Annotated in this window: 24 protein-coding genes; 17 read left to right on the top strand and 7 right to left on the bottom strand. The window is 59.8% G+C overall.

The features are described from left to right. Window positions 1-3: 3 nt before the first annotated feature. The 10 genes from rlmB (at window position 4) to dnaB (ending at window position 8,753) form a co-directional block, all read left to right on the top strand. Window positions 4-762, top strand: a complete 759-nt coding sequence (gene rlmB, locus GTQ55_RS01870) for a 23S rRNA (guanosine(2251)-2'-O)-methyltransferase RlmB (protein ID WP_161857201.1) — start codon at window positions 4-6, stop codon at window positions 760-762. A 306-nt stretch (window positions 763-1,068) separates the two neighbouring features. Next, on the top strand, window positions 1,069-1,635 hold the full coding sequence (locus tag GTQ55_RS01875; protein ID WP_161857202.1) for an RNA polymerase sigma factor: 567 nt from the start codon (window positions 1,069-1,071) through the stop codon (window positions 1,633-1,635). A gap of 84 nt (window positions 1,636-1,719) precedes the next feature. Further along, the gene (locus tag GTQ55_RS01880) at window positions 1,720-2,382 is read left to right on the top strand and encodes an anti-sigma factor family protein (protein ID WP_161857203.1); all 663 of its coding nucleotides are present in this window, start codon (window positions 1,720-1,722) and stop codon (window positions 2,380-2,382) included. A 40-nt stretch (window positions 2,383-2,422) separates the two neighbouring features. Further along, a complete protein-coding gene (locus tag GTQ55_RS01885) occupies window positions 2,423-3,022 on the top strand; it encodes a hypothetical protein (protein WP_161857204.1) in 600 nt (199 codons plus the stop codon). Between the two features lie 97 nt (window positions 3,023-3,119). Next, window positions 3,120-4,430 carry a tetratricopeptide repeat protein gene (locus GTQ55_RS01890; protein WP_161857205.1) on the top strand — a complete coding sequence of 437 codons (1,311 nt, stop codon included), beginning with the start codon at window positions 3,120-3,122 and terminating at the stop codon, window positions 4,428-4,430. 626 nt (window positions 4,431-5,056) lie between these two features. Then, on the top strand, window positions 5,057-5,506 hold the full coding sequence (rpsF, locus tag GTQ55_RS01895) for a 30S ribosomal protein S6 (RefSeq protein WP_161857206.1): 450 nt from the start codon (window positions 5,057-5,059) through the stop codon (window positions 5,504-5,506). A 12-nt stretch (window positions 5,507-5,518) separates the two neighbouring features. Continuing rightward, window positions 5,519-5,749, top strand: coding sequence for a 30S ribosomal protein S18 (rpsR, locus tag GTQ55_RS01900; protein ID WP_010133305.1), 231 nt, complete (start codon window positions 5,519-5,521; stop codon window positions 5,747-5,749). A 46-nt stretch (window positions 5,750-5,795) separates the two neighbouring features. Then, window positions 5,796-6,632: a hypothetical protein gene (locus GTQ55_RS01905; RefSeq protein WP_161857207.1), complete on the top strand. Its 837-nt coding sequence runs from the start codon at window positions 5,796-5,798 to the stop codon at window positions 6,630-6,632. 34 nt (window positions 6,633-6,666) lie between these two features. Next, window positions 6,667-7,113 (top strand): 50S ribosomal protein L9, encoded by a 447-nt coding sequence (rplI, locus tag GTQ55_RS01910; RefSeq protein WP_161857208.1) that lies wholly within the window; start codon window positions 6,667-6,669, stop codon window positions 7,111-7,113. 194 nt (window positions 7,114-7,307) lie between these two features. Next, complete coding sequence (gene dnaB, locus GTQ55_RS01915; protein WP_161857209.1) at window positions 7,308-8,753, top strand: replicative DNA helicase; 1,446 nt, start codon at window positions 7,308-7,310, stop codon at window positions 8,751-8,753. Window positions 8,754-8,971: 218 nt separating this feature from the next. Here dnaB and GTQ55_RS01920 read toward each other — a convergent pair whose 3' ends face one another. Beyond that, window positions 8,972-9,463 carry a L,D-transpeptidase family protein gene (locus GTQ55_RS01920; RefSeq protein WP_161857210.1) on the bottom strand — a complete coding sequence of 164 codons (492 nt, stop codon included), beginning with the start codon at window positions 9,461-9,463 and terminating at the stop codon, window positions 8,972-8,974. A 356-nt stretch (window positions 9,464-9,819) separates the two neighbouring features. Here GTQ55_RS01920 and bioD point away from each other — a divergent pair, with 356 nt between their 5' ends. The 4 genes from bioD to GTQ55_RS01940 all read left to right on the top strand — a co-directional run bounded on the left by bioD (window position 9,820) and on the right by GTQ55_RS01940 (window position 13,491). Beyond that, window positions 9,820-10,521, top strand: a complete 702-nt coding sequence (gene bioD / locus GTQ55_RS01925; protein WP_161857211.1) for a dethiobiotin synthase — start codon at window positions 9,820-9,822, stop codon at window positions 10,519-10,521. 179 nt (window positions 10,522-10,700) lie between these two features. Beyond that, window positions 10,701-12,476, top strand: coding sequence for an acyl-CoA dehydrogenase C-terminal domain-containing protein (locus GTQ55_RS01930; RefSeq protein WP_161857212.1), 1,776 nt, complete (start codon window positions 10,701-10,703; stop codon window positions 12,474-12,476). A 117-nt stretch (window positions 12,477-12,593) separates the two neighbouring features. After that, on the top strand, window positions 12,594-12,821 hold the full coding sequence (locus GTQ55_RS01935; RefSeq protein ID WP_161857213.1) for a DUF3094 family protein: 228 nt from the start codon (window positions 12,594-12,596) through the stop codon (window positions 12,819-12,821). Window position 12,822: 1 nt separating this feature from the next. Then, a complete protein-coding gene (locus GTQ55_RS01940) occupies window positions 12,823-13,491 on the top strand; it encodes a nitroreductase family protein (protein ID WP_161857214.1) in 669 nt (222 codons plus the stop codon). A 13-nt stretch (window positions 13,492-13,504) separates the two neighbouring features. On the opposite strand, the gene GTQ55_RS01945 is transcribed toward GTQ55_RS01940, so the two are convergent. Further along, window positions 13,505-13,969, bottom strand: coding sequence for an EVE domain-containing protein (locus GTQ55_RS01945; RefSeq protein WP_161857215.1), 465 nt, complete (start codon window positions 13,967-13,969; stop codon window positions 13,505-13,507). A 134-nt stretch (window positions 13,970-14,103) separates the two neighbouring features. Here GTQ55_RS01945 and GTQ55_RS01950 point away from each other — a divergent pair, with 134 nt between their 5' ends. Further along, window positions 14,104-15,192, top strand: coding sequence for a sensor histidine kinase (locus GTQ55_RS01950; RefSeq protein WP_161857216.1), 1,089 nt, complete (start codon window positions 14,104-14,106; stop codon window positions 15,190-15,192). A 52-nt stretch (window positions 15,193-15,244) separates the two neighbouring features. Then, entirely contained in the window at window positions 15,245-16,057 is an 813-nt protein-coding gene (locus tag GTQ55_RS01955) for a LytR/AlgR family response regulator transcription factor (protein WP_161857217.1), read from the top strand. Window positions 16,058-16,083: 26 nt separating this feature from the next. On the opposite strand, the gene GTQ55_RS01960 is transcribed toward GTQ55_RS01955, so the two are convergent. The 5 genes from GTQ55_RS01960 to GTQ55_RS01980 all read right to left on the bottom strand — a co-directional run bounded on the left by GTQ55_RS01960 (window position 16,084) and on the right by GTQ55_RS01980 (window position 19,677). Continuing rightward, window positions 16,084-16,704, bottom strand: a complete 621-nt coding sequence (locus tag GTQ55_RS01960; protein WP_237567775.1) for a response regulator — start codon at window positions 16,702-16,704, stop codon at window positions 16,084-16,086. 41 nt (window positions 16,705-16,745) lie between these two features. Next, window positions 16,746-17,531, bottom strand: a complete 786-nt coding sequence (locus GTQ55_RS01965) for a 3-hydroxybutyrate dehydrogenase (protein WP_237567776.1) — start codon at window positions 17,529-17,531, stop codon at window positions 16,746-16,748. A 111-nt stretch (window positions 17,532-17,642) separates the two neighbouring features. Beyond that, window positions 17,643-18,029 (bottom strand): hypothetical protein, encoded by a 387-nt coding sequence (locus tag GTQ55_RS01970; protein WP_161857219.1) that lies wholly within the window; start codon window positions 18,027-18,029, stop codon window positions 17,643-17,645. A gap of 96 nt (window positions 18,030-18,125) precedes the next feature. Then, window positions 18,126-18,362 (bottom strand): hypothetical protein, encoded by a 237-nt coding sequence (locus GTQ55_RS01975; RefSeq protein WP_161857220.1) that lies wholly within the window; start codon window positions 18,360-18,362, stop codon window positions 18,126-18,128. A gap of 223 nt (window positions 18,363-18,585) precedes the next feature. Continuing rightward, complete coding sequence (locus GTQ55_RS01980) at window positions 18,586-19,677, bottom strand: hypothetical protein (protein ID WP_161857221.1); 1,092 nt, start codon at window positions 19,675-19,677, stop codon at window positions 18,586-18,588. 140 nt (window positions 19,678-19,817) lie between these two features. Here GTQ55_RS01980 and serB point away from each other — a divergent pair, with 140 nt between their 5' ends. After that, window positions 19,818-20,831: a phosphoserine phosphatase SerB gene (gene serB, locus GTQ55_RS01985; RefSeq protein WP_161857222.1), complete on the top strand. Its 1,014-nt coding sequence runs from the start codon at window positions 19,818-19,820 to the stop codon at window positions 20,829-20,831. Window positions 20,832-20,862: the final 31 nt, after the last annotated feature.

Below are 20,862 nucleotides of genomic sequence, written 5' to 3' on the forward strand. Positions count from 1 at the left end.
GCCGTGGCACAGCAATTGGTATATGGCCTGCACGCCGTGCAGGCATTGTTGAAGAGTTCTCCCCAGCAGGTGCAGGAGCTGTTGCTGTTGCGCGGTCGTAAAGACCAGAAACTGCAGAAAATTATTCGTCAGGCGGAGCAGAATGAAATTTCCATTCGCTTCGTGGACCGTCGCGCACTGGATGAAAAAGTCGGTGACGATGGCAATCACCAGGGGGCGGTGGCGGTCTGTGTGGGCGATACGCAGATCTACGACGAACAGTTCCTGAAGTCTCTGCTGCAACAGCTTGACGAGAAAAGTGAGGCGCCGTTTCTGCTGGTGCTGGATGGTATTACCGACCCCCATAACCTCGGCGCCTGCCTGCGCTCGGCAGAAGCCGCCGGCGTGCATGCGGTCATCGCGCCCAAAGACAAGGCTGCCGGGTTGACCCCGGTTGCGCGCAAGGTAGCCTGTGGCGCGGCGGAGGTCCTGCCATTTGTCACTGTCACTAATCTTGCCCGCACACTGCAGATGCTGCAGCAGGCGGGCGTCTGGTTATACGGTGCCGCCGGCGAGGCGGAGCAGAATATTTACCAGACTTCCCTCACCGGCCCCATTGCGCTGGTCATGGGGGCTGAAGGCCCCGGGTTGCGCCGCCTGACCCGTGAAAACTGCGACCATTTGGTAAATATTCCCATGGCGGGCGAGGTTAGTAGCCTGAACGTATCGGTCGCTACTGGTGTCTGCCTGTTCGAGGCGGTGCGCCAGCGCTCAGCCGGTTAACCCCTCTTTTCGTCCCCCTCCTTTTGCGTCAGCAAAAGACTTTTGCCCGCTATTGTCGCTGCCGGGCGCAGTGGCGACGCGGGCCGCTCCTATCCTGCTGCGCCCCGTGTTCTCATTAAGCCTGTGCTCGAGCAATTGAGTGCCTGTTTTTTTGTGCATTTGGCGGATTTCCTTCTCCACCCCGCCTCTCCCCCTCGACACTGTCACCAATCGCGCTATGTTTGCGGGAACCTTTTGTGGGGCTGCTGCGTGTTAATGGGCAATTCATGAAAAACGGTACTGTAGGAATGGGAAAGGAGTAAAGGGGTGTCCTTGATCGAATTTTTTCGCGGGCGGGCGGCAAAGGAAGACCGCTTTACCGCGCTGGTGCGTCCGCATCTGCGCCTGATGCACCGCATGGCCTACCGCTGGACGCAGGATCGGGCAGATGCGGAAGATCTGGTGCAAGACGTGCTTACCCACCTGTTTTCCCGCACCGACGAGCTGGATGCTGTGGAAAAGCTGGGGCCCTGGTTGGTAAAGGTGCTCTACCGGCGCTACGTGGACCTCTTCCGCCGTCGCGCCAACTCTCCTATTGATGAGACTGCGGTCTGTATCAGTGATGATGCGTTTTTTCAGGAGCGGCTCGAGGATGGCCGCAACCGCTATCAACAGCTGGAGCTGCAACGGTTACTCAATAACGCATTGTTCACCCTGGATGCGTCCTGGCGGGATGTGGTTTTGCTGCACGACGTCGAGGGTTACACCGCTCTCGAGGTGGCCGAAATACTCGATATCAATGTGGGTACCGTGAAGTCCCGTTTGCACCGGGCGCGAAAAAAATTGAGATCGGTGCTGGAACCGGGAACCGTTGAAGCCTTTGCCGCGTGTTAGACAGTAGAGACCAGCGGTAGAGCAATAGATACAGCAGCACAGACGAAGAGCGTCTTGGGGCTGCACACTGAAGGATTGAGGAAGATGATGAACTGCTGCCAAGCCCGACGCGAACTGGACTTGATGCAAAGGGAAAACAACAGCGCGCTGCTGAGACACCTGCATCGCTGTCGCGAATGTCGCGAATACGCTGAAGAGCTGCGGCTGGTAAACCTGCTGCGCACCATGCCGGCGCCACCGCCGAGTGAGTATTTCGAGGAGCGTGTGCTGAATGCCGCGCTGCCGAAGCGGAGCAGCTCGGCGCTGGGCAATGTGCGCAAGTGGCAGCTGGCCACCGCCGCGAGTGTGCTGTTCGCCGTCGTTGCAGCGCTACCGCACTGGCAACCGGCAGCGCCCGCCCCGGAAGCCGCGGCGATTCAGGCGGCGGTGCCGGCAACACTTCCGCTGCGTGTGTCTGTGGATGCTGCGCGCGCAATGGAGGGGGCGGTGATCAGTGTCTCTCTTCCGGAAAATCTCGCGCTGGAAGGTTACGGCGACCAGCGGGAGCTGCGCTGGCGCACCAATCTCGATGCGGGCGCGAATCAGCTGACGCTGCCGGTGCGCGCACGCAGCGGGCAGCGCAATGAGATCCTGATCCGTATCGAGCACGAAGGTGCACGCAAAGAATTCTATGTGCCGGTGGATTTTCCCGCAGGCGGGGGATCGCCCGGAAAGCAGGGTGCGGCACCGGGGCCGCAAACGATCTGATTCCAAACACAACGCTGAAAGACACAAATGAGGTAAACCTATGAAAACATTGAAAGCATGGATGGCACTGGGCCTGATTGCCGCGGCGCCCATCAGTGGCACAGCACTGGCGAATGATGTCGACGTCAATGCTGATCTGGACGTGGATGTTTCCGTCGTCGACGCCGAAGCCACCGCCGCCGACGCGATCAATTTGATCGAGCTTCCGGAAGCCGCGAGCAGCATCGCCGCGGACGCCGCTGCCGCAGGACTGGAGACCGCGCAAGCGGCAATCGCTGCCAGCGCGGACGGGGAAGAGGCACAAGCCGAGGTGCGCGCAGCTGGCAAGCTGAAGGCGGAAGAGGTCGCAGCCCTGATCGCCGACGCCATGGCGCAGAGCGAAGCTGCGATCGCTGAAGCCAACGCAGCGGCGCTGAGCGCCCAGGAGAATGCCGCGGCCGCCCGTGAAGCTGCCGAAGAAGCCCTGAAAAATGCGCTAAGCGGTGCAGATTACGAAGGTTCAATGGCGGACGTGCAGGCCATCATCGACAACCTGCCACAAGATGTGAAAGACCGTTTGCCGGTTGATCTGGATAGTCTGCTTGAGCGGGTGATGGACTTCGATCCGTCTGCTGCCGCAGACGTTGGGGTGGAAGGCTGACGAGTACGGATGTAACAGCTGTGGTCTGTTAGAAGGTTTATTTGTCTTGAGGCTGGGCGCCTGTGCGCCCGGCCTGTTGTGTTTGGAGGTATTGTAAATGGATCTGACATCAAAGTTGTTTGCCGGCCTGCTTTGCTGGGCTGCCGCAACGACGGCTGCGGCGGAACCTTTTGCCAGTGGCACCGCAGCTTTCCGGGAGGGAGACTACGAGCGCGCACTGGCGCATTTTGAAAAGGCCCGCCAGTCCGGGCAGCAGGGGGCCAGTCTGACCTATAACCTGGGCGTGACGCTGTTCAAGTTACAGCGCTACCAGGCGGCGCAGGTACAATTTCAGCAACTGTTGGGTGACCCTGAATGGGCAGACGTGGCGCGCCTGCAGCTCGGGTTGTTGGCAGAAAAGCAGGGGCGCCCGGTGTCCGCCGTTGCGCACTATCGCGTGCTTACCGACAGCGAATCCCCCAAGCTTCGCGGCCTGGCGGTCGCGCGGCTGACCGAATTGGCGCGCGCTCCCGGTGTGGAATCGGCACCAGAAGAAGATCGCGGGCTGGCGCTGATCAGCCTGACGTCCGGTTTCGACAGCAATGCCTACTCACTGCAAAATGAGCTGCTGACCGACGATTCGGTGGGTGAAGACACCTACACCGAGCTGTTCGCCTGGGGGCAGTACCGATTGCAGGGCACGGCAGAGAATGGCTGGCGTCTGCAGGGGTTTGCATTCGGGCGTCGTTACAGTGAACTCGAGAGTCTGGACCTTTCCAGTTTCAACCTGGGGGTTTCCCGGCACATTCCCTGGCAGGGATGGCTGGTGGAAGTGGGTGGCGTCGCCGAAACCGCTTCTCTTGGCGGGGTGCGGGTTACCAACGAATGGCGCTTCGTGGGGCGGATGCGGCAGGTCTTTGGCAGTGGCGTTCTGACACTGGCTTACCTGCCCAGTTATTTCAGTGCGGCGGATAATTACCAGTATCTGGATGGGTGGCGCCAACGGGTTGAAGCGCGCTGGAGCGCACCTCTGGCGAACCTCGAGGTTGATGCCCTCTACCGCCTGGACTTGGATGATCGCGAGGACCTGACTACCGCGGACGATGGTTTTTACAGCTACTCACCGCGCCGGCAGACGCTGGGGCTTGAGGTGGAGCTGCCTGTGGCGCAAGGCTGGACCCTCAATGCTGGCACACACTATCGCACGAGCAGTTATAGCGGGAGTAACCGGTTGCAGGATAGCGACGGGGCGTTCAAGGCTCAGGCCCGCGATGGCAATCGCCTGCGCAGCTGGATTGGTACCGAAGTGCAGTTGTTGCCGCGTCTGCAGCTGGATGCGCGGGTAATCCATACCGACAATGAAGAGAACTTCGATATCTATACCTACGACAAGACCGAGGCCAGCCTGGGCATACGCTACGTTTTCTGAGGCTGATCAGCGCTGTTTACCCGGGGCCTTCGGGCCCTTTTTTGTGCCCGTAGTGCGCCCTGTGGCAGGGTCAATGCGCAGCATGCGAACTGTCGGGAGGGGCGGCCCCGGGGAGCTGGTTGTGAGTGTTGAGCAGGTGCCAGAGCTGGCGGGGGAAAAGTGGAGGGGCGTGTGACCGCCCCTCTGCGGATTAGGTCCTGATTGTTATTCTTCGGTCCCTGGAGATTATTGTTATTTTGACTGGGATTCTTATACCGGAATCTTGGATTCCGTTTATTTTTGCGAGCTTGTACGGGTAAGACGACCGCCTCTCCCTCCCCCTCAATCACAATTTGCAAAAATTTGTGACTGGAGTCGCGCCTGGAGTGCCGGACGCCTCTCGCTGTGACTGCTCCGCTCGTCACGCGCAAGCTTGACCGGTGCGTCATTCGTCCCGCGCTGCTGCAGACGCACCCTCTCACTTGCGCTGAATTGTTCAACTTGCAACCAGTCCTTGGGGCGCATAGAATACGCCGCCCGCAATGCACCCGTCTGGGATGCTATTGCGCACTCCTTGCCTCACCGGGCAGCCACCGCACTAACGCTGTGGCAAGCCAGGAGGCTGTGTTAACCCGTAAGGAGCAAAAATGCGTCATTACGAAATTGTATTCCTGGTTCACCCGGACCAGAGCGAGCAGGTGCCCGGCATGGTCGAGCGCTACACTGCGACCATCAAAGAGAGCGGCGGTGAAGTACATCGTCTGGAAGACTGGGGCCGCCGCCGTCTGGCTTACCCGATCAACAAGATCCACAAGGCTCACTACATCCTGCTGAACGTTGAATGTACCGAAGAAGCACTGGCGGAACTGACCACCAACTTCAAGTACAACGATGCCGTGATCCGTAACCTGGTGATTCGTGAAGACGAAGCCATCAGCGAAGAAAGCCCGATCATGAAGGCCGAAAAAGAGTCCCGCGAGCGCAAAGCAGCGCGCGCAGAACGCTCTGAGCGTCGCGAGCGCGCCGACAAGGAAGAGTCTTCTTCCTACGACGCTGATGAAGACAAGTCTTCCGAACAAACTGAAGACGAAGAGTAAGGGGATAATCTGATGGCACGTTTTTTCCGTCGTCGTAAGTTCTGCCGTTTCACCGCCGAAGGCGTCAAGCGTATCGACTATAAAGATCTCGATACCCTGAAAGCCTACGTTTCTGAAACTGGCAAAATCGTACCGAGCCGTATCACTGGCACCAAAGCCAAGTATCAGCGTCAGCTGGCCACTGCGGTCAAGCGTGCGCGTTACATTGCGCTGCTGCCGTACACGGACAGCCACGAAGCCTAAGCTGCGCTTTGCTTCGTACGTATTGTTTTAATAGAGAAGCTATCTAGTGCGCGCCATCGCTGAATTTGTCATGCGATCGCGCATGAATGCGGTACTCCTTACCCTGGTAGGGATCCCGCTGGGTTGCCCGGCAGCGCTGGCGCTGGTGGGCTTGCGCCGCGGCAGTGGTGACGGCCTGTTTGTTCTGGCCTTGGCACTAATGCCGGTGGTGGCCGCCGCGAGTGTTGGCTATTTGTCGCCACTTGTTTCCGGTCTGCTCATTACGCAACTTGTTGCGTTGCTGATCGGAGCATTGGTGCTACGTGCCACACGATCGTGGAATCTCGCACTGGTTGCACTAATGATTGGCGTGACCGTAGGGACTGTAATCAGCTCGCGGGTTTCAGGTGGAATACTGGAGAGCCTGCTCGACACGTTTGAGCGAGTCTTCGGTATTGATCCCGAACAGATGAGAGAGCAGTCTTTTGGCGAGATGCAGGCTATTGGATACCAGACATGGGGCCTGCTGGTAAGCAGCACGCTGATGTTGCTGCTGGCGCGCTGGTGGCAGGCCCTGCTCTACAATCCCGGCGGTTTGCGGGATGAGATGTATCCGCTGCGCACGCCTTTCCTTCTGGCTGGCGCTGGAATGCTGGTGTGGGTGTATTGCCTCGTAAATGAGCATCTAATGTTCTGGGGTATGATCGCCGCTTTCCCCATGGTGGTGGCGGGCATCTGCCTGATCCACTGGCTGGTGGCCCAGAGGGGCTGGGGGCGGGGGCCATTAATTGCCATGTATGTGATGCTGGTCATCGCGACCCCGGCAATAGTTGGCTTCCTGTGTGGGTTGGCCCTGATCGATAGCTGGATTGATATTCGCGCACGCTCGAGCAACAACCGCTGAGCGGCGCACAAGAACTGAAACTGAGGGTTCCGAGATGGAAGTTATTCTGCTCGACAAAGTAGGCAAACTGGGCAATGTGGGCGACCGCGTTGACGTTAAATCCGGTTTTGGCCGCAACTTCCTGCTGCCTACCGGTAAAGCCGTTCTGGCAAACGCAGCAAACATTGCTGAGTTTGAAGCCAAGCGCGCTGAGCTGGAAGCGGCAGCTGCTGCCAAAATTGGCGAAGCTGAAGGCCGCGCTGCCAAGCTGGAAGGCCTGGTCGTTACCATCGCTGCCAATGCTGGCGACGAAGGCAAGCTGTTCGGCTCCATCGGCACTCGCGACATCGCCGAAGCGATCACCGCTGCTGGCATTGCCGTAGAAAAGGCCGAAGTGAAGCTGCCGGAAGGTGCACTGCGTGAAGTGGGCGAGTTCGACGTTGACGTGCAGCTGCACTCTGACGTGATCACCGCCGTTAAGGTTGTTGTAGAAGCCGAATAAGCTTCTGCTACGGTCTGCACGCCCAAGCGTGCTCGGGGTGAACGGAATTGCCCGTTCTACCCCGAGCCGCGCTACAATCAGGCGCTGGATTTCCCCTGTGGGTCTTGGACCGACACTGGAAGCCCAGCGCCTGACTTGTTTCTGAGTCCGGTAAATAGTTTCTGCGCCCGGAAAAACTGCAATATCCCCAGAACATGAACGAATACGTCCCGTCTGAACAAGAAGTCCAGGAATCCCAGTCCAGCTCGCCGCTGCCGCACTCGGTAGAGGCCGAGCAGTCCGTACTGGGTGGCCTGATGCTCGACGCCAGTCGTCTCGATGCGGTGGCGGAGCAGTTGAGTGCTGAAGACTTCTTCGTGGCCAACCACCGGATTATCTTCGGGGTGATGCTGGAGCTCTCCAGTGGTGAGCAGCCGCTGGATATTGTCACCCTCGCCGAGGGCCTTGCCACCCGCGACCTGCTCGCGGATATCGGCGGCCCGGCGTATCTGGCCGAACTGGCCGAGAACACCCCGTCCGCCGCCAATATCGTCGCTTACGCCAAGATCGTGCGCGAGCGCTCGATGCTGCGCCAGCTGATCGCCGCCGCCGGCGAGATCAGCCGCACCAGCTTCAACCCGGGCGGTCTGGGCTCTGCCGACCTGCTGCAGATGGCCGAGCGCCGGGTGGCGGAGATTGCCGAGGGCCGTGCCAAAGAAGGCGGGTTTGTCGGGGTTGATACGCTGCTGAAGAAAACCGTCGAGCGTATCGACGAGCTGTTCAAGTCCGAGGGCGACCTCACTGGCCTCAGCACCGGCCTCACCGAGCTGGATCAGCGCACCTCGGGTTGGCAGCCGGGGGAGATGATCATCCTTGCCGCGCGTCCGTCCATGGGTAAAACCGCACTGGCACTGAACTTTGTCGAGGCGGCGATGCTGAGTCAGCACAAGCCGACCCTGGTGTTCAGTATGGAGATGCCGTCGGACAGCCTGGTCATGCGGATGCTGTCGTCCATCGGCAAGATTGACCAGGGGCGTATCCGTAACGGCAAGTTGCAGGAGGAAGACTGGCCGAAGCTTTCCAGCGCGGTGCAGAAGATGAAGGGCAAGGGGTTGTACATTGACGATACCCCGGGCCTGTCACCCAGTGAGGTGCGCGCGCGGGTAAAACGCACAGTGCGCGACCACACCAACAAGCTGATGCAGGCGGATCCGAAGCTCTCCCGCGAGGAGGCGGAGCGTCGCGCAATGCCGGCGATGGTGATGGTGGATTACCTGCAGCTGATGCAGGTGAAGGGCAGCACCGAGGGGCGAACCCAGGAGATCTCGGAGATCTCGCGGTCTCTGAAGGCGCTGGCGAAAGAATACGAGTGCCCGGTGATTGCGTTGTCGCAGTTAAACCGGGGGGTGGAGCAGCGCCCGAACAAGCGGCCGATGAACTCGGACCTGCGGGAGTCGGGGGCGATCGAGCAGGATGCGGACGTAATCCTGTTTATCTACCGGGATGAGTATTACAACGAGGACAGCCCGGACAAGGGCCTGGCGGAGCTGATTATCGGCAAGCAGCGTAACGGTGAGATTGGTACCTGCCGGGCCGCGTTTGTGGGCAAATACACCCGCTTTGATGATCTGGCGCCGGAATATTATCAGGAAGAGCACTGAGGCTCTGAGCTTCGTAGTCTTTTTGGGTGCGGTCGTAGCTTGTTCGGTGGCGGCCAAGCACCGGGTGCGGGGTTTCAGGACCGCTGTGTATACATCCCTGTACGCTGCGTCGGCGACCTCCCTGTCGCCGACGCTCCTGAAACCCCGCTCCCGGCACTTGGCCTTCGATTTCTACTTTCGAGATTTACCCACCAATTTGGGGTGCCCAGTTTTCAGGCTTAAGGGAAAATCTCAATCGGGGTACCGGTATCCACCATCGCCCAGATCTCGTCCATCTGCGGGTTGGTTACCGCGATGCAGCCATCGGTCCAGTTCATCTTGGTCAGGTACTGCTCGATATTTTTCCAGTGCGGCTTCTGACCGTGGATCATGATGGCCCCACCAGGGCTGCGGCCGAGCTTTTTCGCCCGCGCGCGGTCCTGTGCGTTGGGGTAGGACACCTGGATGGCGCGATAGTAGGTGCTGTTCTTCTTCTTCCAGTTCAGGGTATAGCGGCCCTCTGGGGTGCGCGAATCGCCCTCGTACTGTTTGTGCCCCACCGGATTTTTGCCGAATACCACCTTGTAGCTTTTCACAACTCTGCCGTTGCGTTTCAGCTGCATCAGGTGCTTGGACTTGTAGACCACGACCTCGTCAACCGGCTTGATCTTGGCGAGCGCCAGGGTCGGCATCAGGAAAAGGGCTATCAGGCTGAGTTTTAAATATCGCATGGCTCTCATCGGTAGTAGTGACTTTCCGGGGCTAAACAGTCAGCTTCCGTGCTCTCGCACTTCCACATCCCTGCAAAAAGCGGGGAGGCTTGCCTCTGTGGCGAACCCGGTTCGCGCTCAGAAAGCAATGTGGTTGCGCGGTGCGACTCGGTAACGCAATAGCGTCATGACAGCGCTGTCCTTTGATGCCACCCCGAACCACGTTCGGGGCGATTATTAGGCAATTATCCTAACCCGAACCGTATAATGGCGAAGTGGGTTGTATGATTAATGCTCTGAGTGGTCAATTTATCATCAAGTAGACCACGTTTAAAGAGGCGTCAATAAAAAAGACCGAACAGATTGAGGAAGATTCCGTGACCCGTACGTTTTTTGTAACTGGCACCAATACCGAAGTGGGCAAGACCTATGTGACTGCCGCGCTGCTGCACAAGGCCGCGGAGCAGGGGCTGCAGACCGCCGCGGTGAAACCGATCGCTTCCGGCTGCGAGCAAACCCCGGATGGGCTGCGCAACAGTGATGCCCTGACCCTGATGGATGCCATGACTCAGGACCTGGAATACCAGCAGGTAAACCCGATTGCACTGGAGCCGGCCATTGCACCGCATATCGCCGCCATGGAGGCGGGCAAGCGGCTGGATACTTCCCGGCTGGAAGGGATCTGCCGCGGGGTGATGAGCGGCAAGGCCGACCTGGTGTTGATCGAGGGCGCGGGCGGCTGGCGGGTGCCACTGACACCGCGTCAGTTTCTGTCCGACCTGCCGAAAGCGCTGGAGTTACCGGTAATCCTGGTGGTGAACATGGAGCTGGGGTGTATCAACCACGCGCTGCTGACGGCAGAAGCGATTCGTCGCGATGGCCTGCCATTGGCGGGCTGGGTGGCAAACTTTGCGCGCGGGCCGCAGGGCGAGATGCCGCGGGCGGAAGAAAACCTGATGACCCTGCGCGCACTCCTGCCCGCTCCCTGCCTGGGTGTGGTCGCCCATGATGAACATGGCGACTACCGCAATGGCGCCGCCCACCTCGACCTCTCCCCGCTGCTATCTTCTTCCGAATAAGCCCTCGCGAACAGGCTGGACCCCGGGTTCAGCCTGTCTTCCCCCCCCTATAAGGGGCTCCCGGCTTGACTTGGGGAGTGCTTGGGCCTAGATTTCAAACATCTGTTTGAAACAAACGATTGAACTAATCTGTTCTACGATTGATTCAGTTACCCGAACACAACCGGAGAGGCGAGATCATGGCCGAGTACAAGGCACCACTGCGCGAGATGAATTTCCTGCTGCACGAAGTATTTGAAGCGGACAAACTGTGGGCGCGCCTGCCGGCGCTGGCGGAGACCGCCGATCGCGAGACCGCCGATGCGATCCTGGAAGAGATGGCCAAGCTGGCTGCCAATACCCTGGATCCGATTAATCGCTCCGGTGACGAGGAAGGCTGTCACTGGAACGATGGTGTGGTCACCACGCCCAAGGGGTTCCCGGAAGCGTATACCACCTACTGTGAGGGTGGCTGGGGTGCACTGGTGGGCAACCCCGAATTCGGCGGTATGGGGATGCCCAAGATGCTCGGTGCCCAGGTGGAAGAAATGCTTTGCTCCGCGAATATTTCTTTTGCCCTGTATCCGGTGCTGACTAACGGCGCCTGCCTGGCCCTGGACGCCCATGGCAGTGAGGAGCTGAAACAGAAATATCTGCCGAACATGTATGCCGGCACCTGGGCCGGGGCCATGGACCTGACCGAGCCCCATGCCGGTACCGACCTCGGAATGATCCGCACCAAGGCGGAGCCGCAGGACGACGGCAGCTACCGCATCACTGGTTCCAAGATCTTTATCACCGGCGGCGACCACGACCTGTCCGAAAACATCATTCACCTGGTATTGGCTAAACTGCCGGACGCGCCCAAGGGGCCGAAAGGCATTTCCCTGTTCCTGGTACCGAAGATTCTGGTGAACGAGGATGGCAGCCTGGGCGAGCGCAATGCGGTGACCTGTGGCTCCATCGAGCACAAGATGGGTATCAAGGCCTCTGCCACCTGTGCCATGAACTATGACGGTGCCAAGGGCTGGCTGGTGGGCGAGCTGAACAAGGGCCTCGCGGCCATGTTCACCATGATGAACTACGAGCGCCTGGGTGTGGGTATCCAGGGGCTCGGTGCCTCTGAGCGCTCCTATCAGAGCGCCATCGAATACGCCCGCGAGCGGGTTCAGAGCCGTTCACCGTCCGGTGCCCGGCAACCGGAAAAATCTGCCGACCCGATCATCGTACATCCGGACGTGCGCCGCATGTTGCTGACCCAGAAGGCCTACATTGGCGGCGCCCGTGCGCTCTCAACCTATGTGGCCAGGTGGCTGGATCTGGCGAAGTTCTCCGAGGGTGAGGAAAAGCAGCAGGCGGAAGCAATGGTGGCGCTGCTGACACCGGTCGCCAAGGCGTTCTTCACCGACAAGGGCCTCGACTGCACCGTGCTCGGCCAGCAGGTATTTGGCGGCCACGGCTATATCCGCGAGTGGGGCCAGGAGCAGCTGGTGCGTGACGTGCGGATCACCCAGATCTACGAGGGCACCAATGGCATCCAGGCGCTGGACTTGATCGGCCGCAAGACCGTTGCCAACGGTGGCGCTTACTTTGAGCTGTTTGCCGCCGATGTGCAGGCATTTATCAACGCCAATGCAGAGAATGAGGCGCTGGCCGAATTCATTTTGCCGCTGGCCACTGAGCTGCAGCGCCTGAAGAATGTGACTGCGGCGGTGATCGAGGCGACGAAGGAAGATCCGAACGCCCCGGGTGCCGCCTCCGTGGAATACCTGCACCTGTTCGGTTTTGTCGCTTACGCCTACATGTGGGCGAAAGTCGCGAGCGTCGCCGCCGGCCGGGATGACGACTTCTATCGCAGTCAGATGAAAACTGCGCGTTTCTACTATGCCCGCCTGCTGCCGCAGGCTATGGCGCTGGCCACGAGCGTGGAAGCCGGAAGTGCCACATTGATGGACCTGGAAGAGGAGCTGTTCTGACCCTTCTCCGGTGACAGCACACCCTGCTGGCCACGAAGCCCCGCTTATGCGGGGCTTTTTTCGTTTCGCTGAATCTCCTACACTCGGTTCATCACAATAAAAAAGTTCCGGGTGACCATGTCTGCAAGAGAGCCTGCATCAAAACCTGAAGCCGATGCGCCAATCCCGCCGAAGAAACTCTCCGACCAGGATCAGGCCCGCGTCGATCAGTACCTGAAATCCGGGTACAACGATGTGGAGCGCAAACCCTTCCGCCCGTTCCTGCTGCTGGGCGTTATTGTCGGTGTCCTTACTTTGCTGTCGCTCCTCAGTCTGTTCATTGCCCGCACCAAGGGTGTGGTCTGATATGGCCGACTCAGCGGGTTTTGTGCCACTGCAGTTCGAGCGTCTCGATGACGACACCATGGGCGAACGTGCACAAGCGTTTTACCAGCGGATGCGCACGCGCCGCTCGGTGCGGGATTTTTCCGCGGCGCCGGTACCGCGCGCGGTCATTGAAGATGCCCTGCGCACTGCCGGCAGCGCACCGAGTGGCGCCAACATGCAACCCTGGCACTTTTGCGTGGTGGAGTCTGCAGCGGTAAAACGTGAAATTCGCCTGGCGGCGGAAGCGGAGGAGCGGGAGTTTTACCAGCGGCGTGCATCGGAAGAGTGGCTGGATGCCCTCGCCCCGCTGGGGACTGATGCGCACAAGCCATTTCTGGAAACGGCCCCCTACCTGATCGTGATCTTCCTGAAGAAATTCTCCGAGGGCGAACAGGGCGCACAGCGCAAAAACTACTACACCGCAGAATCCGTGGGCATCGCAACCGGCCTGTTACTGGCGGCGCTGCACAATGCGGGGGTGGCGACGCTCACCCACACCCCGAGCCCGATGAAGTTTCTCAACAGCATCCTCAAGCGCCCGACCAGTGAGCGGCCCTACATGATTGTGGTGGCCGGGCGACCGGCAGATGGGGCTCAGGTGCCGGCGATCGACAAAAAGCCCCTTGGGGACATCGCAGAGTTTTTCTGAGTGGCGGATTGTTTCAGCTGGCACCGCCCAGTCTGCGCAGAAGTGACCACTCATCGGCGGTCACCGGCTGGATCGACAGTCGGCCCTGCTTTACCAGCACCATTTCCTCGAGCGCCGGGTTCTGCTTGATTTCCTTCAGGGCCACCGGGCGCGCAAACGCGCTCTGCCACTCAATGTCGACGCAGAACCAGCGGGGATTCTCAGGGCTGGCCTTGGGGTCGAAGTATTTGCTTTCCGGGTCGAACTGCGCCGGGTCCGGGTAGGCGGCGCGCACCACGCGCGCGGTGCCGACCACGGCCGGAACCTTGCAAGCGCTGTGGTAGAAGAGGACGCCATCTCCCTGCTGCACCCTGTCCCGTAAAAAATTTCGCGCCTGATAGTTGCGGATGCCATCCCAGCGTCCGATATGACCCGGTTCGCTTCTCAGGTCATCGAGGCTGTACTCGTCCGGTTCCGACTTGAATAGCCAATAGTTCATCCAGAATTCCTGTGCTGGGCCGCTTTCTGCGGCAGTCCGTCAGATTGCTGCGTTTGGTGGTATTTCGCCCACGCCCGCCGTCATTTAGGCTATTTTCCCAGATTGGCGCATTCTCTGCGCATTTTTGGAGATTTATGGGTACTTCTGTTTTTAACTGGTTGTCCGAGTGGCTGGCCTCCGAGCGCAACCAGTACTGGGCGCTGCAGTGGAGTGGCTGGGCGGGTTACACCCTGCTGACGTTTATCGGCGGCTTTTTCTGGGTGGAGAACCACTGGCTCTACTCGGGCTATATCGCCGTGGCCACCGCCTCCGGTATCGCAATATCCGAGGGTATGCGCCGGGGTTTCCAGCGCCTGTGGGACAAGCCACCGGCGCAGCGCCTGCTGGGCACACTCGGAGTCATCATCCTGGGCGCGGTAATGTGGGCGGCGATCAAGTACGGCGGCAACCTGTGGCTGTACGGGAAGGAGAGCGATGAGCATCCCCTGGTGATGGCGGTCTACTGGTTCTCCTATTCGTTCCTGATCTATATGACCTGGACCGCGCTGTACTATGGCATCAAGTACTACCAGGCATCGCTGTTGCAGCAGGAAAAGGCGCTCAGGGCGGAATCCATCGCCCACCAGTCACAGCTCAAGATGCTGCGCTACCAGCTTAACCCGCACTTCCTGTTCAACACCCTGAACGCGATCTCGACCCTGATCCTGGATCAGGACGGCAAGACCGCGAACAGCATGGTGACGCGCCTGTCCCAGTTCCTGCGCCACTCGCTGGACAATGACCCGATGCAGAAGGTGACCCTGGCGAAAGAGGTGGAAGCGCTGATGCTGTACCTGGATATTGAAAAGGTACGCTTTGCCGACCGTCTGCAGGTGAGTGTGGACCTCGATGGTGACGCCCCGCATGCACTGGTTCCCAGTCTGCTGTTGCAACCCATCGTGGAAAACGCGATCAAATACGGTATCTCCCAGCGCGAGTGGGGTGGTGAGATCACCATCAAGGCGCGGGTTTTTGCCGGTGAGCTGCTGCTGGAAATCAGCGACAACGGTCCCGGCGTGCCCGAGGCGGAGCTGGCGCAGCTGGGCAAAGGGTCGGGTGTGGGTATCCGCAACACTTGTGAGCGGCTGCAGGCCCTTTATGGTGAGGAGCAAAAGACCCGCTTCTGCAATCGCCCACAGGGTGGGCTCGCGGTACATTTACGAATTCCCTTTGAGCGGGATTAGCACCTTGGTCGGGGCGACAGGGAAACGGTATTCATAGGTGGAGTGATGAGCGGTGAGTAGCGACAGTTTGAAAGTCATTATTGTGGACGACGAGCCCCTGGCTCGCCGGGGGCTGCGGTTGCGCCTGGAACACCTCGGTGGCGTCGAGGTGGTTGCCGAGTGCGGCAATGGCCGCGAGGCAAAAGAGCAGATAGAAAGCCTCAAGCCGGACGTGGCCTTTCTGGATATCCAGATGCCGGGTGTGACGGGCCTGGAGCTGGTGCAGTTGTTACCGAAAGAGGAAATGCCGCAGATTGTTTTTGTCACCGCTTACGATCAATACGCGGTAGAGGCCTTCGAGGTCAACGCGGTGGATTACGTTCTGAAACCCATTGAGGAAGATCGTCTTAGCCGCGCCCTGCAGCGGGTGCGGGAAAAGCTCGGCAGTGAGAATCTCGCTGCCCAGCGCGAGCAGCTACTGGAGGCGGTCGCGGATCTCACCCAGGAATCCCCGGCAGCGCTGGAACAGAAGCTGGCCGCAGGTGAGCTCGGCAGCAGTCGCTACCCGGAAAAAATTGCGATCAAGGATTCCGGGAAAATCACTCTGGTACCCGCGCGGGAAATTGACTGGATTGACGCTGCCGGTGATTACATGTGCGTGCATGCCAATGGCGAAACCCACGTAATGCGCATCACCATGAAAGAGCTGGAGCAGCAACTGGATCCGAAAGTTTTCCAGCGCATTCACCGTTCAACCATCGTCAATCTGAGGCGCGTGCGCGAGATCTGCGCACACATAAATGGCGAATACCATCTGGTGCTGAATAACGGTGAGCGGTTGAAAATGAGCCGCAGTTACAAGAACAAGGTGCAGCACTTTATTTGATATGAGTGCTTCAGAGTCGGCGTGGCTCAGATCTGGATCAGGGCCTGGGCTTCGCGGATCAGCTGTTTGCGGTCGCGCAGCTCGAGCTTGCGCAAAATGGCCGTGACGTGGCTTTTTACCGTCGGCTCGGTGATATCCAGGTCGTAAGCAATCTGCTTGTTCAGCATGCCTTGGGCAATCATCTGGAAAATTTTCAGCTGCTGCGGTGTGAGCTGGCCTAGCTTTTCCGCCAGCGCACTTTCACTCTCCGCCTGTAATGCCTCTTCGCTGAACCACTGATCCCCGGCCAGCACACACTCGATACACTGCACGATTTCCTCTGGCCGCGCGGTTTTCGAGAGAAAGCCGCTGGCGCCGAGCCCCGCGGCCTGCTGGATGACGGCGTGCCGGTCGCTGCCGGAAACAACCACCACCGGTACCGCAGGAAAGTCATTGCGAATCCGCGCCAGCCCGCTGAAACCCTCACTGCCCGGCATATTCAGGTCCAGTAACAGCAGATCGACTTCGGTGCGACAGAGGCGATCCAGGGTGGATTCCAGGTCTTCGCTCTGCAGCAGGTCGGCATTGGGGAAATGCGGGGTAAGGGTGGTTGCCAGCGCATCGCGATACAGCGGATGGTCGTCGGCAATCAGCAGTTGGTAGTTCACGGCAGCACCCTGAAGAATAAATGAACTGGGTGCGATGGATACTACTGTGCGCTCCATCCACCGTCCACCGGTAAGGCCGCACCGGTAATGGTGTTGGCGAATTCTCCACACAGGTATAGCGCCAGTTCACCGATGGCACTGGGGTTGGTAGCCCGTGCCATTGGCTGTTTGGCACCGACCAGTTCTGCGCGTGCGGTGTCCAGGTCCACCTGCTGCTCCCTCGCGATATTTTCGATCTGCGGCTGGATCAGCGGTGTCTCCACCCAGCCGGGGCAGATGGCATTGGCGGTGATGTTGCGGTCGGCGTTTTCCAGGGCAAGTACTTTGGTCAGCCCTACCAGGCCGTGCTTGGCGGCACAGTAGGCGGATTTGTGTTCGGACGCTACCAGGCCGTGTACCGAGGCGATATTGATGATGCGGCCCCAGCCATTGCTGCGCATTGCCGGCAGGAGGTCACGGCTGAGAAAAAAACCGGCACTGAGGTTGATGGCCAGAATCTGCTGCCATTTTTCGGCGGGAAATTCGTGCGCGGGTGCAGTGTGCTGGATACCGGCATTATTGATCAGAATCGAGGGGTTGCCGATGGCTTCGCGGGTGTCTGCCACCAGCTGGGCGCAGCCGGCCTCGGTGGAGATGTCCGCCGCGCTGAATCCCTGGTTGCCGGAATAGCCGGCAAACTCGGCGCGCAGTGCCTGTGCGGTTTCATCGCTGGCAAGGCCATGCAACATCACATGGTGGCCGGCACGTGCGAAACAGTGGGCAATGGCGAGTCCGATTCCACTGGTGGAACCAGTGATCAGGACGGAGTGTGATTGGTTCTGCTGCACGGTGAACTCCCGCAGATGCTTATTCTTTGGATGAATCCTAGCAGCGGCGGGAGTTGCGGGTCTGTATGACCAAGGTATGAGTTAACTCATACCCTGGTCCGGGTGCCGGGCTTAGCGGCGATGATGCCCACCATGACCGTGATGTCCGGGACGATGTCCGGGACGGTTGTAGTGCGGACGGTTGTAGTGCGGACGGTTGTAGTGTGGACGATTGTAGTAGTGGCGGCCGGGGCGATGGCCGGGACGATTGTAGTAGTGACGGCCGTGATAGCGATAGTAGCCACCGCGATAGTAGCGGGGATGACCGTACCGGTAATAGCGCGGCGACGAATAGTAGAAGGAGACACTACCGGATGGATACACATATGGCCGGGAGTAGGGATACGTCGAATATCCGGTACTGCCGGAACTGTAGTAACCATCGGAAACACAGGCACCCAGGGTAAGGGTACCGAACACGGTGACGGCCAACAGGCCTTTTTTGACAATGCTCTTCATAGGGGACCTCCGAGGGGCATGCAACGGGTATTCTCAGCACGGACGCACTGTGGATACCGGTTTTCTGTTGTCGGTTTGACTGTGTTTAGTGAAGGCTCAGCGAGGCTGAGTGACGCGGGGCCGCGACATGTGCGAACGGTACTGGCCGCCGCCCATGTAGTAATTGGGATGCCGGACGTTGTGACAGCGTCCGTTTTCATGACAGTGGTAGTAACGACCCTGCACCGAGTAGTAACCCGGCCGGTCCTTGGTGAGATTGACGGCCGTTGTGGTGCCGGTCATATCCTCCATGCTGGTACAGCCGGACAGGGCCAGAAGAGCTGTGGCTCCCAACCCGCAGGCCAATCCTGCGTAAGAACGCTTCATGAAAACCTCCACGCCGCGAGGGCGGGCGAACCTTTTTATTTTCGATTTGCTCACCGGTCGAAAGCGGCAGGCGACAAACCGAAACCCAAGTGGAGGGTATTAAAGGGTCGCGAAGACCCGATCACGAAGATTTATAGGGGAAAGCAACAACTAATATGCGATTAAAACGGGGCGGGATATAAGCGTTAGGTCATCCGGCAGACACCAGCTGCTGCAACTGGTTGTCGAGCAGTTGCTGGAGCTTCGGGCTGAGCCCGGTAATCTCGGCGCCCCAGCTGGTCGTGTGGCACTGGATGCGGTCCTCGAGGGATTCGTCACCCTGTAGCTGCGGGTGTAGCGCCAGCCCGCGTGGCTGGCTCAACAGCTGTTCGCCGTTAAAGTCGATCTGCTCTGGCCTGGTGGGAAGAACCGCCAGCGCCAGTTGCAGGCCTGTGGCGCGGCTCGACTGCTGTAACCCGCGCAATAGCAGCCCCGCACACACCGCGCGAAAGGCCGCGTCGTCGCCGGCAAACCCCAGCCCCACGAACGGGCCTGAGCTGGGTAGGGGACGGGCGTCGTAGATGCGGGTCAGCAGCTGCAGGCGCTGTTCAAGTTCCGCCTGCAGGCTGTCGACGGCGCTGCGGGACAGCTGGTTGCCCAGCTGAGCCCAGTTCAGCGGACGCAGGTACAGGCCGGCGGTGACTTCCGGTGGTGGTTTGGGTTTGGCTTTGGGGGCAATCAGCGGTTTGCGCGGCTGTTGTGGCCTGATCTGGGTCACCGCGAGGGCGCAGGCGGCGCTGAACGGCAGTGCGAAGATCAGGCACAGCAGCAGGCTGGCCCAGGGATAGGAGACCGACGCTCCCGGCTGGATATTCAGGGCCACACTACCCGCAAGGCTGTCATGCAGCACCACTGGCTGGGTGATCATCTCGCCGCGATCACGTGTGCCCGCCTGTGCCAGCGGATTGGAATCCACATCCTGAATGGTCACCCCGCGCACCGAGGGTAGTGCCAGTGCCTGTTGGGCGAGCATCTGCAGGCTGATGCGGTCGCCGGCCACGATCTGCTCCAGGCTCTGGCTCGCCAGCAGTTTTGCCGCCGCCTCGGCGCTCGCCCGGTCGCGGGCGAAGGCTGCGGACTGTTGCTGGCCGTACGCGTGGCCGAGGGTGGCCAGGCAAAAACCGGCCAGGGTGAGCCAGATGGCGGCCGCCAGCAACTGGCGCTGCTGTTTGCGGGTGAGTCCGGCGAGCCGCTGGGGCAGGCTGCTGGAGAATTCGGACAGGCTGGCGAGAAAGTTTTTCATCTTGTTATGGTGTCGCTGGCAGTACAGGGGCTGATTTTATCCCACTTCTTCAGCGAAAAAAGGCGCCGGGCTATAATGCGCGGTCTTTTCCCGGTGCTCTGGTCGCCCAGTGCCCGCCCCAACGCCAAAAAGAGTCAGTCATGGACGCAGTTACCTACTCCTCCCTCGCCGCCCTCAGCCAGCAGGTTTTCCCGGTCTCCCATACGGACAACATGCCCGATTCGCCCGCTGCGGTGACCGCGCCCTGGTGTCTGACCCTGCTCGCCGAATGTGTGCAGGAAGCCCAGCTCAGACAGCTGAAAGCGTTTCTGGATAACCGTGGCTGGCCGGTGCGTGGGCTGGATATTCTCGCCTGCCGCCCCGACTGCAGCGCGCTCCGCCTGCAACTGGACGGTGAGCTGGATTTCCACGATGCACGGCTGGCGCTGCTGGAGCTGGCCGGGGAGCTCGGCGTAGAGCTGACGCTGCAGCCCGGCGGTACCCAGCGCACGCCGCGCCTTGCCTGCTTTGATATGGATTCCACCCTGATCCAGGCGGAGGTTATCGACGAGTTGGCCAAGATTGCCGGCGTCGGCGATCAGGTGGCTGAGATCACCCTCGCTGCCATGCGTGGGGAGCTGGATTTCCAGCAGAGCTTCCGCAAGCGGATGGGGCTGCTGAAAGGCTTTACCGAGACTAGTCTCGCCGAAATCGCCCCGCAATTACCGGTTATGCCCGGTGCCCCGCGCCTGCTGCGCGCGCTGCGCGCGCTCGGTTGTAAAACCGCGATTCTCTCGGGCGGCTTTACCTATTTCGCCAATTACCTGAAAGACAATCACCTGGCGGTGGATGTGATCCATGCCAACCAGCTGGAGTTTGATGGCGGCGCGCTGACCGGCGGCGTGATCGATCCCATTGTGGATGGTGCGCGCAAGGCGTCTCTGCTGCAGGAAATTGCGGAGGAGATGCACCTGTCGCTGGAGCAGGTGATTGCGGTGGGTGATGGCGCCAACGACCTGCCCATGCTGTCTCTGGGTGCGCTGGGTATCGCGTTCCACGCGAAACCCAAAGTGCGCGCGGAGGCTCCACAGGCAATTGATGGGTTTGGGCTGGATGCGGCACTGTACCTGTTTGGCCTGAATGACCGGCAGATAGGCAAATTGCTGGGAGAATAAGGCAGCCGACAGAGCCTGAGGTTGCTCGTTA

The sequence above is a fragment of the Microbulbifer hydrolyticus genome (assembly GCF_009931115.1).
Classification (GTDB): Bacteria; Pseudomonadota; Gammaproteobacteria; order Pseudomonadales; family Cellvibrionaceae; genus Microbulbifer; species Microbulbifer hydrolyticus.

Bases quoted from the DNA above. Each gene is read 5' to 3' on its own strand.
- GTQ55_RS01880 (WP_161857203.1), top strand. From the start codon at position 1,720: ATGATGAACTGCTGCCAAGCCCGACGCGAACTGGACTTGATGCAAAGG.
- GTQ55_RS01885 (WP_161857204.1), top strand. From the start codon at position 2,423: ATGAAAACATTGAAAGCATGGATGGCACTGGGCCTGATTGCCGCGGCG.
- GTQ55_RS01890 (WP_161857205.1), top strand. From the start codon at position 3,120: ATGGATCTGACATCAAAGTTGTTTGCCGGCCTGCTTTGCTGGGCTGCC.
- rpsF (WP_161857206.1), top strand. From the start codon at position 5,057: ATGCGTCATTACGAAATTGTATTCCTGGTTCACCCGGACCAGAGCGAG.
- rpsR (WP_010133305.1), top strand. From the start codon at position 5,519: ATGGCACGTTTTTTCCGTCGTCGTAAGTTCTGCCGTTTCACCGCCGAA.
- rplI (WP_161857208.1), top strand. From the start codon at position 6,667: ATGGAAGTTATTCTGCTCGACAAAGTAGGCAAACTGGGCAATGTGGGC.
- dnaB (WP_161857209.1), top strand. From the start codon at position 7,308: ATGAACGAATACGTCCCGTCTGAACAAGAAGTCCAGGAATCCCAGTCC.
- GTQ55_RS01920 (WP_161857210.1), bottom strand. From the start codon at position 9,463: ATGCGATATTTAAAACTCAGCCTGATAGCCCTTTTCCTGATGCCGACC.
- GTQ55_RS01930 (WP_161857212.1), top strand. From the start codon at position 10,701: ATGGCCGAGTACAAGGCACCACTGCGCGAGATGAATTTCCTGCTGCAC.
- GTQ55_RS01935 (WP_161857213.1), top strand. From the start codon at position 12,594: ATGTCTGCAAGAGAGCCTGCATCAAAACCTGAAGCCGATGCGCCAATC.
- GTQ55_RS01940 (WP_161857214.1), top strand. From the start codon at position 12,823: ATGGCCGACTCAGCGGGTTTTGTGCCACTGCAGTTCGAGCGTCTCGAT.
- GTQ55_RS01945 (WP_161857215.1), bottom strand. From the start codon at position 13,969: ATGAACTATTGGCTATTCAAGTCGGAACCGGACGAGTACAGCCTCGAT.
- GTQ55_RS01950 (WP_161857216.1), top strand. From the start codon at position 14,104: ATGGGTACTTCTGTTTTTAACTGGTTGTCCGAGTGGCTGGCCTCCGAG.
- GTQ55_RS01970 (WP_161857219.1), bottom strand. From the start codon at position 18,029: ATGAAGAGCATTGTCAAAAAAGGCCTGTTGGCCGTCACCGTGTTCGGT.
- GTQ55_RS01980 (WP_161857221.1), bottom strand. From the start codon at position 19,677: ATGAAAAACTTTCTCGCCAGCCTGTCCGAATTCTCCAGCAGCCTGCCC.
- serB (WP_161857222.1), top strand. From the start codon at position 19,818: ATGGACGCAGTTACCTACTCCTCCCTCGCCGCCCTCAGCCAGCAGGTT.